13 protein-coding genes are annotated in these 13,424 nt (G+C 66.4%); 5 read left to right on the top strand and 8 right to left on the bottom strand.

The window, feature by feature from the left end:
- Positions 1-73: 73 nt before the first annotated feature.
- The 3 genes from JHD82_RS00705 to JHD82_RS00695 form a co-directional block, all read right to left on the bottom strand.
- Entirely contained in the window at positions 74-1,189 is a 1,116-nt protein-coding gene (locus JHD82_RS00705) for an acyl-CoA dehydrogenase family protein (RefSeq protein WP_199135124.1), read from the bottom strand.
- A 69-nt stretch (positions 1,190-1,258) separates the two neighbouring features.
- The gene (locus tag JHD82_RS00700; protein WP_012207172.1) at positions 1,259-2,440 is read right to left on the bottom strand and encodes an acyl-CoA dehydrogenase family protein; all 1,182 of its coding nucleotides are present in this window, start codon (positions 2,438-2,440) and stop codon (positions 1,259-1,261) included.
- 153 nt (positions 2,441-2,593) lie between these two features.
- Positions 2,594-3,274, bottom strand: coding sequence for a YceH family protein (locus JHD82_RS00695; protein ID WP_043783684.1), 681 nt, complete (start codon positions 3,272-3,274; stop codon positions 2,594-2,596).
- A gap of 98 nt (positions 3,275-3,372) precedes the next feature.
- Between JHD82_RS00695 and purN the strand changes: the two genes are divergently transcribed.
- The gene (gene purN, locus JHD82_RS00690) at positions 3,373-3,951 is read left to right on the top strand and encodes a phosphoribosylglycinamide formyltransferase (protein ID WP_012207170.1); all 579 of its coding nucleotides are present in this window, start codon (positions 3,373-3,375) and stop codon (positions 3,949-3,951) included.
- A 7-nt stretch (positions 3,952-3,958) separates the two neighbouring features.
- On the opposite strand, the gene JHD82_RS00685 is transcribed toward purN, so the two are convergent.
- Positions 3,959-4,231: a DUF1653 domain-containing protein gene (locus JHD82_RS00685; protein ID WP_063328182.1), complete on the bottom strand. Its 273-nt coding sequence runs from the start codon at positions 4,229-4,231 to the stop codon at positions 3,959-3,961.
- Positions 4,232-4,323: 92 nt separating this feature from the next.
- Between JHD82_RS00685 and JHD82_RS00680 the strand changes: the two genes are divergently transcribed.
- Together JHD82_RS00680 and JHD82_RS00675 are read left to right on the top strand one after the other, a co-directional pair.
- Positions 4,324-5,652 carry an RsmB/NOP family class I SAM-dependent RNA methyltransferase gene (locus JHD82_RS00680; protein ID WP_088163924.1) on the top strand — a complete coding sequence of 443 codons (1,329 nt, stop codon included), beginning with the start codon at positions 4,324-4,326 and terminating at the stop codon, positions 5,650-5,652.
- 115 nt (positions 5,653-5,767) lie between these two features.
- Entirely contained in the window at positions 5,768-6,991 is a 1,224-nt protein-coding gene (locus JHD82_RS00675) for a fatty acid desaturase (RefSeq protein ID WP_199135123.1), read from the top strand.
- Here the strand turns inward: JHD82_RS00675 and JHD82_RS00670 are convergent.
- Entirely contained in the window at positions 6,966-7,334 is a 369-nt protein-coding gene (locus JHD82_RS00670; protein ID WP_199135122.1) for a hypothetical protein, read from the bottom strand. The genes JHD82_RS00675 and JHD82_RS00670 overlap by 26 nt on opposite strands.
- 212 nt (positions 7,335-7,546) lie before the next feature.
- Here JHD82_RS00670 and JHD82_RS00665 point away from each other — a divergent pair, with 212 nt between their 5' ends.
- The gene (locus JHD82_RS00665) at positions 7,547-9,031 is read left to right on the top strand and encodes a PLP-dependent aminotransferase family protein (protein WP_012207165.1); all 1,485 of its coding nucleotides are present in this window, start codon (positions 7,547-7,549) and stop codon (positions 9,029-9,031) included.
- A gap of 120 nt (positions 9,032-9,151) precedes the next feature.
- Here the strand turns inward: JHD82_RS00665 and rpmG are convergent, their stop codons facing one another.
- The 3 genes from rpmG to trxB all read right to left on the bottom strand — a co-directional run bounded on the left by rpmG (position 9,152) and on the right by trxB (position 10,797).
- A complete protein-coding gene (gene rpmG / locus JHD82_RS00660) occupies positions 9,152-9,322 on the bottom strand; it encodes a 50S ribosomal protein L33 (RefSeq protein WP_012207164.1) in 171 nt (56 codons plus the stop codon).
- A 20-nt stretch (positions 9,323-9,342) separates the two neighbouring features.
- A complete protein-coding gene (gene rpmB, locus JHD82_RS00655; protein WP_012207163.1) occupies positions 9,343-9,576 on the bottom strand; it encodes a 50S ribosomal protein L28 in 234 nt (77 codons plus the stop codon).
- 267 nt (positions 9,577-9,843) lie between these two features.
- Complete coding sequence (gene trxB, locus JHD82_RS00650; protein ID WP_034396780.1) at positions 9,844-10,797, bottom strand: thioredoxin-disulfide reductase; 954 nt, start codon at positions 10,795-10,797, stop codon at positions 9,844-9,846.
- A gap of 262 nt (positions 10,798-11,059) precedes the next feature.
- Between trxB and JHD82_RS00645 the strand changes: the two genes are divergently transcribed.
- On the top strand, positions 11,060-13,423 hold the full coding sequence (locus JHD82_RS00645; protein WP_100566215.1) for a DNA translocase FtsK: 2,364 nt from the start codon (positions 11,060-11,062) through the stop codon (positions 13,421-13,423).
- The last annotated feature ends 1 nt before the right edge of the window (position 13,424 follow it).

The raw sequence follows: 13,424 nt of genomic DNA, 5'->3' as shown, positions 1-13,424 counted from the left end.
AAGGCCCATGAAAAAGCCCCGCAGTTTTCTGCGTGGCCTGGTGCGGTGAGGTGCGGCGCGGTGAGGTCAGACCTCAGGCAAACACGCCGGCCGTGTCCTGCATCTTCGCGGAGACGATGCCCAGGTGATGCAGGGTGTCACCGCCCGTCATCTCCATCTGCGTCAGGCGCTTGAAGTAGTGGCTGCCCGCGTACTCGTCGGTCACGCCGATGCCGCCGTGCAGCTGGACCGACTGCTGGCCGACAAAACGCAGCGACTGGCCCAGCTGGACCTTGGCGCGCGCGATGGCCACGTGGCGCTCGGCATCGGCTGCGCTCATCTTGAGGCTGGCGTAATAGCTCATGGAGCGGGCCAGCTCCAGCTGCATCTTCATGTCGGCCACGCGGTGGCGCAGGGCCTGGAAGCTGGCGATCACCGTGTTGAACTGCTTGCGCTGGTTCATGTACTCGGTGGTGAGCTTCAGCGTCTGCTCCATGGCGCCCACGCCTTCGGCGCACAGCGCGGCGTTGGCGGCGTCCTGGGCCAGCGTGAGGGCGGCCAGGCCATCGGCCGTCACCAGCGTGGCGGGGGCCGCCTGGCAGCGCAGCTCGGCCGCGCGGCTGCCGTCCTGGGTGCGGTAGCCCTGGGTGCTGACGCCGCTGGCGCCGCGCTCCACCAGGAAGAGGGCGATCTTGCCGTCCAGCTGGGCTGGCACGAGAAAGGCGTCGGCCGCGTCGCCTGCGGGCACCACGCTCTTGGTGGCGTCCACCGTGTAGCCGCTGCCGCTTTTGCTGGCCTTGGCGGCGCAGACATCGAGGCGGTAGCGGGCCTGGCGCTCCTGGTGTGCCAGCACGACCAGGGCCTCGCCGCTGGCCACGCGCGGCAGCCACTGGCCGGCCACGGAGGCGTCGGCGTGCTTGCCGAGCACGCCGGCGGCCACAAAGGCTTGCGCCAGCGGCTCCATCACCAGGCCGCGGCCCAACTCCTCCATCACCACCATCACGGCGGTGGCGCCCAGGCCCAGGCCGCCGTGCTCCTCGGGCACGGTCAAGGCCGTCAGGCCCAGTTCGGCGAGCTCGCCCCAGACCTCGCGCGAAAAACCGCCCGCCTCGACGATGGAGCGGCGGCGCTCGAAGGTATAGCCCTTGTCCACCCAGCGGCGCACGGCGTCGCGCAGTTGCTGCTGGTCATCCGAAAAATCAAAGTCCATTTTCTGTCTCCCGAAGCTGATCGAAGCGCGTCCGGCGCACTTCTGGGTTCAGCGAAACTCCAGCCAAAATCAGCCCAGCACCGTCTGAGCGACGATGTTTCTTTGCACCTCATTGGAGCCGCCGTAGATCGTCGTCTTGCGCATGTTGAAGTACGTCGATGCCAGCGGCGCGTTGTCCACCACGCCGCCGGGGAAGTCACCCTGCCAGCCGGCTTCCATGGCCTCTTCGATGAAGGGCAGGCTGAAGGGGCCGGCGGCCTGCATCATCAACTCGGAATAGCGCTGCTGGATCTCGCTGCCCTTGATCTTGAGCAGGCCGGCGATGTCCAGCGGGTTCTTGCCCGATTTCTCGGCCGACAGCACGCGCAGCACCAGCATTTCCAGCGCCACCACGTCGACTTCGAGCTTGGCGATCTCGTCGCGGAAACGCTGGTCCTCGTAGACGCCTTCGGCCTTGGCGATGCGCTTGAGGCGCTCCAGCTCGCGCTTGGCGCGGTTCACGTCGGCGATGTTGGTGCGCTCGTGGCTCAACAGGTGCTTGGCGTAGGTCCAGCCCTTGTTTTCCTCGCCGATCAGGTTCTCGGCCGGCACCTCGACGTTGTCGAAGAAGACCTCGTTGACCTCACACTCGCCATCAAGCAGCTTGATGGGGCGCACGGTCACGCCGGGGCTCTTCATGTCCACCAGCAGGAAGCTGATGCCGGTCTGGGGCTTGCCCTCGTTGCTGGTGCGCACCAGGCAGAAGATCCACTCGCCGTACTGGCCCAGCGTGGTCCAGGTCTTCTGGCCGTTGACGATGTACTTGTCGCCCACGCGCTCGGCACGGGTCTTGAGGCTGGCCAGGTCCGATCCCGAGCCCGGCTCCGAGTAGCCCTGGCTCCACCAGACCTCGCCGCTGGCAATGCCGGGCAGGAAGCGCTGCTGCTGCTCGGGCGAGCCGTAGGCCATGATCACGGGCGCCACCATCACGGGGCCGAAGGGAATGATGCGCGGGGCGCAGGCCAGGGCGCATTCCTCCTCGAACAGATGCTTTTGCACGGCTGTCCAGCCGGGGCCACCGAACTGCTTGGGCCAGCCGTAGCCCAGCCAGCCTTTCTTGCCAAGAATCTTGGCCCAGTTCTGCAGGTCGTCGCGCGTCAGGCGCAGCGAATGGCGCACCTTGTGCGCGATGTCCTGGGGCAGGTTGGCCCGCACCCAGGCGCGGACTTCCTCGCGAAAGGACTGTTCTTCAGGGGTAAATGCCAGGTCCATGGACTGTGTCTCCTTCAATCCCGGCTTTTGTAGCACGCACGTTCTTTTTTGGACTGTCCAGGGCGTGACAACCTATGGCAATCCCTGATGCAACAAGCCCCGGGCGGCGAGGCCGTCCGGGGCTTGCTGCTGGGGCTGCCTGAGTGCAGGCGATCAGCTGGATTGGCCGGGCTCCTCCAGCCCCAACTGTGCATAGACATGCGCAAGACGTGCCTGCAATTGCTGTACTTGGGCTTCGAGATCGACCACGCGCTGGGCCAGGGCATCGCCGCGTGCGCCTGCTGCAGCGGGGGGCTGGGCCATGGCGTTCACGTCCACGGGGCCGCACAGCAGATGCGCCCAGCGCTGCTCGCGTGCGCCAGGCGCGCGTGGCAGCAGCACGACCAGCGGGCCGCCTTTTTCCTCGCTGCGTTCGCGCAGCTCTTCCAGGAAGGCTTCGACCGAGGAGATGTCGGCGAAGCGGTGCCAGCGCTCGGAGTTGATGCGCAGCTCGCCCGCCGTCTGCGGGCCGCGCAGCATCAGCAGGGACAGCAGCACGGCACTCTGGTCGGGCACTCCCACGCCGCGCGGGAAGTTGTGCTCCCAGCGCGTGGCGCGCGCGCTGCTGATCTGTACGGACATGGTGCGCAGGCGCAGGCTGTCCAGCGCTTCCTGGGCCTCGCCTTCGCTGACTTCCATCACCGGATCACGGCTGCTTTTCTGGTTGCAGCCCGTGACCAGCGCGTTGAGCGTGAGCGGGTAGCTGTCGGGCACGGTGCGCGCCTTCTCCATCAGGGTGGCCAGCACGCGGGCTTCGACAGCGGTCAGGGGGGTGGTGCGGGGATCGAATGGCATGGGGGTCTGAACGGAAGAGGTGACAAGGCCCGGCAGGGCCATGGGCCTTGCCGGGGCTGGCGCAGGCCGCGCGGCCTGCGGTGCGACAATCGCCGCCCATGAAAAATATCGTGATCCTGATCTCGGGCGGCGGCTCGAACATGGCTGCCATTGTGCGTGCTTCGCAGCAACAGGACTGGGCGCGGCGTTACGGCGCCCGCGTGGCCGCCGTGGTCAGCAACAAGGCCGAGGCCTCGGGCCTTGTTTTCGCGCGCGAGCAAGGTATTGCCACCGAGGTGCTGGACCACCGCCCGTTTCCCAGCCGCGAGGCCTTCGATGCCGAGCTGGCCCAGGTGATCGACCGCCACGCGCCTTCGCTGATCGTGCTGGCCGGCTTCATGCGCATCCTCACGCCGGGCTTCGTGGCGCATTACGAGGGACGCATGATCAACATCCACCCCTCGCTGCTGCCCGCCTTCACGGGTCTGCACACGCACCAGCGGGCGATCGATGCAGGCTGCCGCTTTGCCGGCTGCACCGTGCACCGCGTTACGGCCGAGCTGGATGTGGGCCCCATCCTGGAGCAGGCCGTGGTGCCCGTGCTGCCCGGCGACACGGCCCAGGCGCTGGCCGCGCGCGTGCTGGTGCAGGAGCACCTCATCTACCCGCGCGCGGTGGCGCAGTTGATGCGGGGCTAGGGTCTGCTCACAGGCCCTCGCTCTGAAAGGCCTGCTGCTCCACTTCGGGGCAGCGTGCAAAGCGGGGCTGCTCCACGCCGTCGATGACCACGGTTTCATTGAACATGGCGGCAGGCCGCACCCACAGGCCGCGCTCGCCATAGAGCGCGCGATACAGCGTCATGGACTCGCGCGTCTCGCTGTGGCGCACGGTGGCAAGCACTTCGTAGGGGGCGCCCTTGTAGTGGCGGTACAGGCCCGGGGGCGTGGAGATCAGGGGTGGCAGGTCGTCGTCGGTCATGGGGCGCCATGGTAGCTGCGCCAGCCCGGCGTTGCTTCGGGTTCCGACCTGTGGCCCTCTCGGATTTGCAAGGCAGTGGGACAATTGCGCCCATGCATCCCAAACAGCTTCTCGACGCCTGCGCCGAACTGGTCAAGCGCACCCTGACTTTCGAACACCCGGCCGACGCCGTGGTGTCACGCTTTTTCCGTGAAAACCGCAACCTGGGCCCGCGCGAGCGTGCCGCGCTGGCCGAAACCGCCTACACCGTGCTGCGTAAGAAGCTGCTTTTTGAGAGCCTGGCACGTTCTGGCAGCGGCTCGCGTGAGCGCAGGCTGGCCATCCTGGGTTTTACCCATAGCCAGGAAGCCCTGGCCCGCGTGGCCGGCAAGTCCGAGCAGGGCGTCAAGGAGGCGCTCGGCTTTGCGCGCGCGGCGCTGTCCCCCCAGGAACTGCAATGGCTGGACGCATGCGATGCCGTGCGCCCCGATGAGCTGATGGAGCCGCACCGCCACAACCTGCCCGAGTGGCTGGTCGCGCCGCTCAAGCAGCAGCTGGGTGAAGATTTCTGGGCCTTTGCCCAGAGCATGGAGCAGGCCGCACCGCTGGATCTGCGCGTCAATGCGCTGAACGCCAAGCGCGCCGATGTGCAAAAGGAACTGGCCGATGCCGGCATCGCCGCCGAAGCCACGCCGTACTCGCCCTGGGGCCTGCGCGTGCAGGGCAAGCCCGCGCTGGCCCGGCTGGACGCGTTCACGCGCGGCGCCATCGAGGTGCAGGATGAAGGCTCCCAACTGCTGGCGCTGATGCTGGACGCCAAGCGCGGCGAAATGGTGGTCGATTTCTGCGCCGGCGCAGGCGGCAAGACCCTGGCCATTGGCGCGTCCATGCGCAGCACGGGGCGCCTGTACGCCTTCGATGTGTCCGGCCACCGGCTCGAAGCCCTGAAGCCGCGCCTGGCGCGCTCGGGTCTGTCGAATGTGCACCCTGCGGCCATCGCCCATGAGCGCGACGACCGCGTCAAGCGCCTGGCCGGCAAGATCGACCGCGTGCTGGTCGATGCGCCCTGCTCGGGCCTGGGCACGCTGCGCCGCAATCCCGACCTCAAGTGGCGCCAGTCGGCCAAGGCCATCGAGGAGCTCACGCAAAAGCAGGCGGCCATCCTGGCCAGTGCAGCGCGTCTGGTCAAGCCGGGTGGGCGCCTGGTCTATGCCACCTGTTCGGTCCTGCCGCAGGAAAACGAAGCCATCGCCGAGGCCTTTGCAGCAGAGCACTCTGACTTCGTGGCCATGGATGCCGGCGAACTGCTGGCCCAGCTCAAGGTGGAGCAGGGCGATGCGCTGTGCAGCGGCGGCGAGACCGGCACGCAGTACCTGCGCCTGTGGCCGCAGCGCCATGAGACGGACGGATTTTTCGCCGCCGTTTGGACTCGGAAGCCGTAACTTGCAGACGCAATAAGCTGTAAATCGCAGGAGATTGCCGAATGCCTTTGTAGGCGCATCGCCTAAAATTGAGGCATCGGTGCCACTGGGCGCCGCCTTGTCAAAGGCTTCGGTTATGTCGCTGGATTTCGGATCGGTTTGGAACCTCGCCGTGGATTGGATGGCCCATGGCCTGTGGCAGCTGTCGTGGTGGCAGCTGCTCCTGTACGCCCTGGTCACCACCCACATCACCATTGCGGGCGTCACCATCTTCCTGCACCGCTGCCAGGCCCACCGCTCGCTGGACCTGGGGCCGGTTCCTTCGCACTTCTTCCGTTTCTGGCTGTGGCTGGGCACGGGCATGGTCACCAGGGAGTGGGTGGCCATCCACCGCAAGCACCATGCCAAGTGCGAAACCGAGGACGACCCCCACAGCCCGCAGACACGTGGCCTGGACACCGTGATGCGCCAGGGTGCGGAGCTGTACCGCGAAGAGGCGGCGAACGCCGAGACACTCAGGAAGTTCGGCCACGGCACGCCCGACGACTGGATCGAGCGCCATCTCTACAGCCGGCATTCGATCTGGGGCCCTTCGCTGATGCTGATCATCAATGTGCTGCTGTTCGGCGCCATCGGACTGACGATCTGGGCCGTGCAGATGGCCTGGATTCCGTTCTGGGCTGCCGGCGTGGTCAACGGCCTGGGTCATTTCTGGGGCTACCGCAACTTCGAGGCCCAGGATGCCAGCACCAACCTCGTGCCCTGGGGCCTGATCATTGGCGGCGAGGAACTGCACAACAACCACCATACCTACCCGACCTCCGCGAAGTTCTCGGTCAAGCGCTATGAGTTCGACGTGGGCTGGGTCTACATCAGCGCCATGCAGAAGCTGGGCTGGGCCAAGGTCAAGAAGACGGCGCCGCGGCTGGTCATGGGCGCCGTCAAGCCCGTGGCCGACGAAAAGACGCTGGAGGCCGTGATCGCCAACCGCTACGAGGTCATGGCCCGCTATGCGCGCGGCGTGCGCGCCGCCGTGCAGATCGAGCTCGATGCGCTCAAGCAGCGCAAGGCCCGGCAGGCCGACCTGTCCCTGCTCAGGACGGCGCGCCGCTGGCTGCACCGCGATGCCGACAAGGTGCCTGCCCAGGCACAGGGGCAACTGGCCCAGGCGCGCGCAGCCCACCCCGTGCTCGACCAGATGCTGGTCATGCGCGAGGAGCTGCGCCAGCTGTGGCTGAACACCTCGCTGTCGCGCGAGCAACTGACGGCCCATCTGCAGGCCTGGTGCCATCGCGCCGAGGCCAGCGGCATTGCCGCGCTCAAGGAGTTCTCCGTCAAGCTGCGCGCTGCCCACGCCTGAGGCCGCGAAGCCAGCCGGCAACCGACCATGCCCGGGGCCGCATCCCCTCTTCGGAGGCGATGCGGCTTTTTGCCGTGGGGCTCTGCCGCAGTTCCATGCTTGCCATGGCCTGGGACAAGGAGCGGACCCGTATCTGCAGGTCGGCGCCCGCACGCCAGCCCTGGCCCGGCTGCAGTCTGAAGGCCGGTGCGGGCACCCCATCCGCCCAGGCCTGTTGCGGGGCGGTGATTTCCAGCGGGCCGTGGCGGCAGAACAGTTCACTGCCCTCCAGCACATGCAGGTGAAGATCGTTGCCGGGGGCAAGATGGCGCAGTTCGAAGGAGCGGGTGTCGGCGTTGTGCATGGTCTGTGTCCTGTGATTCCAGGCCCTCAAGCGTAGGCATGCGGCCTTCATCGGCACAGGCACAGCCCGCGGCTTGTTGCATCGCAGCAGTGCAGATGGCGGTGGATCTGTTGTGCTTTGTGGTCCATGGATCTGTATCTGTTGCGTAACAGCGCATTGAGGCAAGATCGCGGGCAAGTCCTCTCGTCCCCGATTCGTTCTCCATCTGCTCCATGACCCTTGCAAGCGCCTCTCCGACCCTGTACCGCCGCCTGGCGGCCGACTACAGCCTGGCCATGGAACTGGGCACGCTCAAGGCGGGCGAGCGCATGCCTTCCGTGCGCGAGCTGATGCGCCGCCATGAGGTCAGCCTGTCCACGGCGCTGCAGACGCTGCGGCATCTGGAGGACCTGGGCCAGCTCGAAGCCCGCCCGCGCGTGGGCTACTTCGTGCGCGATGCCCGGCCTGCAGGCCTGGCCCCGGCCAGCGAGCCCGACCTGAGCCAGCCGGTGCAACCGCTGCCGCAGCCGCACTTCGCAGGCATCAATGAACACATTTCCCTGATGCTGGAGCGCGGCCGCCAGGCCGACGTGCGCGTGGACCTGGGCGGTGCCACGCCGCCGCCCGAACTGTTCGATCGCGGCTACCTGAACCAGGCCGCCGCCCGGCTGCTGCGCGAGCAGCCCGACCTGTTGGTGCTGGGGCGCTCCATGATGGGCAGTCACCCCGATTTCCAGCGCGCCATGGCGCGGCGCGCGTTGGCGGCGGGCATCCATGTGGCACCGGCCGATGTGCTGGCGACCACGGGCAATTCCGAGGCCGTGAGCCTGGCGCTGGCCGCCGTGGCCTCGCCCGGCGACGTGGTGGCCGTGGAGTCGCCGACCTACTACGGCCTGCTGCAGGTGGTGGAGTCCTTGCAGATGCAGGCGCTGGAGATTCCCTGCAGCCCGCGCACCGGCCTGTCCATCGAGGCGCTGGAGCTGGCCCTGCAGACCCAGCCGCGCCTGAAGGCCGTGGTGGTCGTGCCCGAGCTGCAGATGCCGCTGGGTACGCGCATTCCCGATGAGCACAAGGCCAGGCTGGTCGATCTGTGCGGTGCCCACGGCGTGGCATTGATCGAGGACGACTCCTATGGACTGTTCGTGGAAAGCAGCCAGCCCGTGCGCCCCATCAAGGCCTGGGATCGCCTGCCGGGCCATGTCATCTATTGCGAGGCCTTCAACAAGAGCATGGCGCCGGGCCTGCGCCAGGGCTGGATGAACGCTGGCCAGTGGCATGGGCGGGTGCAGATGCTCAAGTTCGCGCGCAGCCGGGGCACCCAGACCCTGGCCCAGTTGCTGGCGGCCGCCTGCGTGGGCTCGCCCGCGCATCTGCGCAATCTGCAGCGCCTCAAGCAGCAGTTGCGGCGCCAGCGTGAAGGCATGGCGCAGCTGGTGGCGCGGTTTTTCCCGCTGGGCACGCGGCTGAGCCTGCCGCCCGGCGGGCTCAGCCTGTGGCTGGAGTTTCCGGCTGGCGTGTCCACGTCCGCGCTGTTCACGCAGGCGCTGGCGCGCGGCATCCGCACGGCGCCGGGCAGCATGTTCTCGAACTCGGGGCGCTACGAGCACTGCATGCGCCTGGGCTGCACCCTGCCGGTGGATGCCGTGATCGAGCAGGCCTGCCGCGAGCTGGGTGCCATGGCCTGTGCGCAGCTGGGTCAGCCGGCGCGCAGTGGGTGACAGGCGAAAAACAGACGTAAAACGGACGCAAAGCGGGCACAAAGCCAACACAAAGCGGACGCAAAAAAACCGCCGGGCTTGCGCCGGGCGGTTTTTTGTCGGTACCGGGAACAGGCTGAATTACTTCAGCTTGATTTCCTTGTACGTGACGTGCTTGCGAGCCTTGGGATCAAACTTCATGATCGCCATCTTCTCGGGCATTGTCTTCTTGTTCTTGGTCGTGGTGTAGAAGTGGCCGGTTCCTGCAGTGGATTCCAGCTTGATCTTTTCGCGTCCGCCTTTAGCAGCCATGGTGTTTCTCCTTGAGGGATTTAGGCTTGGCCACGGGCACGCAGGTCTGCGAGCACGGAGTCGATACCGTTCTTGTCGATCAGGCGCAGAGCAGCGCTGGAAACGCGCAGGCGCACCCAACGGTTTTCGCTCTCAACCCAGAAACGGCGGTATTGCAGGTTGGGCAGGAAACGACGCTTGGTCTTGTTGTTGGCGTGGGAAACGTTGTTTCCCACCATGGGCTTCTTGCCCGTTACTTCACATACGCGTGCCATGAGGACACTCCGATAGTTGTACAGCCGCCGACGCTGATGCCCTGCATTTGCTGCATGGCTTGCCGGCAACCTCACCTCGCCATAAAGGGTGGCGGTAACCCCATGCTGAAAGTGTCCTGGCCATGCAAGCAAGGCGCGCTTCAAATTCAGCAAAGCCACGGATTATAGCGTCTCCATGAGAAAAGCCCCTGGGCCAGCCAAACACGGCTGCAGCCAGGGGCTTTTGCCGCCCTGCGGGAGAGCAGGGCGGGCAGGGTGGCGTCCTGCTTATTCCTGTTCGAGGAAGCGCTGGGCGTCCAGCGCGGCCATGCAGCCCGTGCCGGCGCTGGTGATGGCCTGGCGGTAGACGTGGTCCTGCACGTCGCCGGCCGCGAACACGCCGGGCACGCTGGTCTGCGTGGCAAAGCCCTTGAGGCCGCCCTGAGTGATGATGTAGCCGGTCTCGTCCATCTCCAGGTGGCCCTTGAAGATCTCGGTGTTGGGCGCATGGCCGATGGCGATGAAGCAGCCCTGCAGCTGGATGTCCTCGGCATGGCCGTCCTGGGTGCTCTTGATGCGGATGCCGGTCACGCCGGACTGGTCGCCCAGCACCTCTTCGAGCACGAAGTGGGTCTTGAGCTCGATCTTGCCGGCCCGGACCTTGTCCATGAGCTTGTCCACGAGGATGGGCTCGGCCTTGAACTTGTCGCGGCGGTGCACCAGGGTGACCTTGCTGGCGATGTTGGACAGGTACAGGGCTTCCTCGACGGCCGTGTTGCCGCCGCCGACCACGCACACGGGCTGCTCACGGTAGAAGAAACCGTCGCAGGTGGCGCAGCCGGAGACACCGCGGCCCATGAAGGCCTCTTCGGAAGGCAGGCCCAGGTACTTGGCCGAGGCGCCGGTGGCGATGATCAGGCTGTCGCAGGTATAGGTGCCGGAATCGCCGGTCAGCGTGAAGGGGCGCTTGGAGAAATCGACGCTGTGGATGTGGTCGAACACCACCTGGGTCTTGAAGCGCTCTGCGTGCTCCAGAAAACGCTGCATCAGCTCGGGGCCCTGCACGCCGTTCACGTCTGCAGGCCAGTTGTCCACCTCGGTCGTCGTCATCAGCTGGCCGCCCTGGGCCATGCCAGTCACCAGCAGCGGGTTGAGGTTGGCGCGCGCGGCATAGATGGCGGCCGTGTAGCCGGCAGGGCCGGAGCCTAGGATCAGGACTTTGGCGTGTTGGGTAGAAGACATGGATGCAGTTCTTGAAAAAGGCGCACGCCGGCAGCCGGCGTGCAGAAAAAAAAGATACATCGGAAACAGCTGTGGAGTATCGCTCCGCAGTCAGGTTCCCGTTGCCATATGGATCAATGGCCCGGATTGTCAAAAATGATCGACGTGGCGCCGTCATGCGGCGGTGTCATGCTCTGTTGCAAGTGCTTGCATTACGCTTGCGGGTCGCCCTGGCTGTTTTTGCGGCCAGTCCGAGGGGGCTGGGGTAAGCTCCCGCCTGCGTATGACTTACTCATTGAACGCTCTGAACGCTTCCACATCCGCCAAGGGCAAATCCAGGTCTGCGGCGCGCCCCGGCATGGTGGCGCGCTTCGGCCACGAAATGCTGCTGCTGGCGGGGCTGCTGGCCCTGGTGTTCTGGCTTGCCTCCATGCTCAGCTACTCGCCCCAGGATCCAGCGTGGTCCACCTCCGGGGCGGGACACGCGCGCCTGGTCGCCAACTGGATGGGCCGCGTCGGAGCCTGGCTGGCCGACGCCTGCTATTTCGGTTTCGGCATGTCGGTCTGGTGGCTGGTGCTGGCCTCGCTGCAGACCTGGCTGTCTTCCTTTGCGCGCTGGCTGCGCGGCGGCGTGCCGCGCGACGGTGTGCCACTGCCGCCCCTGTGGCGCCGACGCCTGCGCTTTTGGGGCGGGCTGCTGCTGCTGCTGGGTGCGAGCTGCGCACTGGAGTGGACGCGCCTGTACCGCTTCGAGAGCGTGCTGCCCGGCCCGGCCGGCGGCGTCTTCGGCTACATGCTGGGGTACCACAGCCTGCAGTGGCTCGGCTTCATGGGCTCGGGCCTGATCGGCATCTGCGTGGCCGTGATCGGCCTGGCCATGGTGTTCCGCTTTTCCTGGGGTCATCTGGCCGAGTCCATGGGCGCACGCCTGGACGGCTGGGTGCTCTTTCTTTTTGCGCGCCGTGAAAAGGCCCGGGACGAAGCCGCAGGCCGCCGCGCTGCGCGCGAGCGCGAGGAAGTGGTGCAGGAAGAGCGCACGGAAAGCGCCGTGCAGCACCCGCAGCCCGTGCAGATCATCGAACCCGTGCTCCAGGAGGCTGCGCTACCCAGCGTGCGCGTGGTCAAGGAGCGCCAGAAGCCCCTGTTCTCCGAACTGCCCGACAGCAAGCTGCCCCAGGTGGATCTGCTCGATGCGGCGCAGCAGCGCCAGGAAAGCGTCTCGCCCGAAACGCTGGAGATGACCAGCCGGCTGATCGAAAAGCGCCTCAAGGACTTTGGTGTCGATGTGCATGTGGTCGCCGCCATGCCCGGCCCCGTGATCACGCGCTACGAGATCGAGCCGGCCACGGGCGTCAAGGGCTCGCAGATCGTGAACCTGGCCAAGGATCTGGCGCGCTCGCTGTCCCTGGTGTCCATCCGCGTGATCGAGACGATTCCCGGCAAGAATTTCATGGCGCTGGAGCTGCCCAATGCCAAGCGCCAGTCCATCCGCCTGTCCGAGGTGCTGGGCTCGCAGGTCTACCACGACGCCAAGAGCATGCTGACCATGGGCCTGGGCAAGGACATCGTGGGCAATCCGGTCGTGGCCGATCTGGCCAAGATGCCGCACGTGCTGGTGGCCGGCACCACGGGTTCGGGCAAGTCGGTGGGGATCAACGCCATGATCCTGTCGCTGCTGTACAAGGCCGAGGCCCGTGATGTGCGCCTGCTGATGATCGACCCCAAGATGCTGGAAATGTCGGTCTACGAAGGCATTCCTCACCTGCTGTGCCCCGTGGTCACCGACATGAAGCAGGCCGCCAATGGCCTGAACTGGTGCGTGGCCGAGATGGAGCGCCGCTACAAGCTCATGAGCAAGCTGGGCGTGCGCAATCTGGCGGGCTACAACACCAAGATCGACGAGGCCAAGGCGCGCGAGGAATCCATTCCCAACCCCTTCAGCCTCACGCCCGAGGAGCCCGAGCCTCTGCAGCGCCTGCCGCACATCGTCATCGTCATCGACGAGCTGGCCGACCTGATGATGGTGGTCGGCAAGAAGATCGAGGAGCTGATTGCGCGCCTGGCCCAGAAGGCCCGCGCGGCCGGCATCCACCTGATCCTGGCCACCCAGCGCCCCAGCGTGGACGTGATCACCGGCCTGATCAAGGCCAACATCCCCACGCGCATCGCCTTCCAGGTCAGCAGCAAGATCGACAGCCGCACCGTGCTTGACCAGATGGGCGCCGAATCCCTGCTGGGCATGGGCGACATGCTCTACATGGCCAGCGGCACGGGCCTGCCCGTGCGCGTGCACGGCGCCTTCGTGTCGGACGAGGAAGTGCACCGCGTGGTGGGCTATCTCAAGGAGCAGGGCGAGGCAGACTACATCGAAGGCGTGCTCGAAGGCGGCACGGCCGAGGGCGACAGCGAGTTCGGCTCGGAGTCCGGCGACGGCGGCAACGGCGAGAAGGACCCCATGTACGACCAGGCCGTGGAAGTGGTCCTCAAGGACCGCAAGGCCAGCATCTCGTATGTGCAGCGCAAGCTCAGGATTGGTTACAACCGCTCGGCGCGCCTGCTGGAAGATATGGAAAAGGCGGGCCTCGTCAGCGGTCTCACGGCCAGCGGGCAGCGCGAAGTGCTGGTGCCCGCGCGCGCCGGGGAATGAG

Source organism: Delftia sp. ASV31 (genome assembly GCF_016428765.1).
In the GTDB taxonomy this organism is placed as follows: Bacteria; Pseudomonadota; Gammaproteobacteria; order Burkholderiales; family Burkholderiaceae_C; genus Comamonas; species Comamonas acidovorans.
The sequence above is the reverse complement of the archived record's forward strand: the minus strand, read 5'-3'. Positions and strand labels throughout refer to the sequence as shown.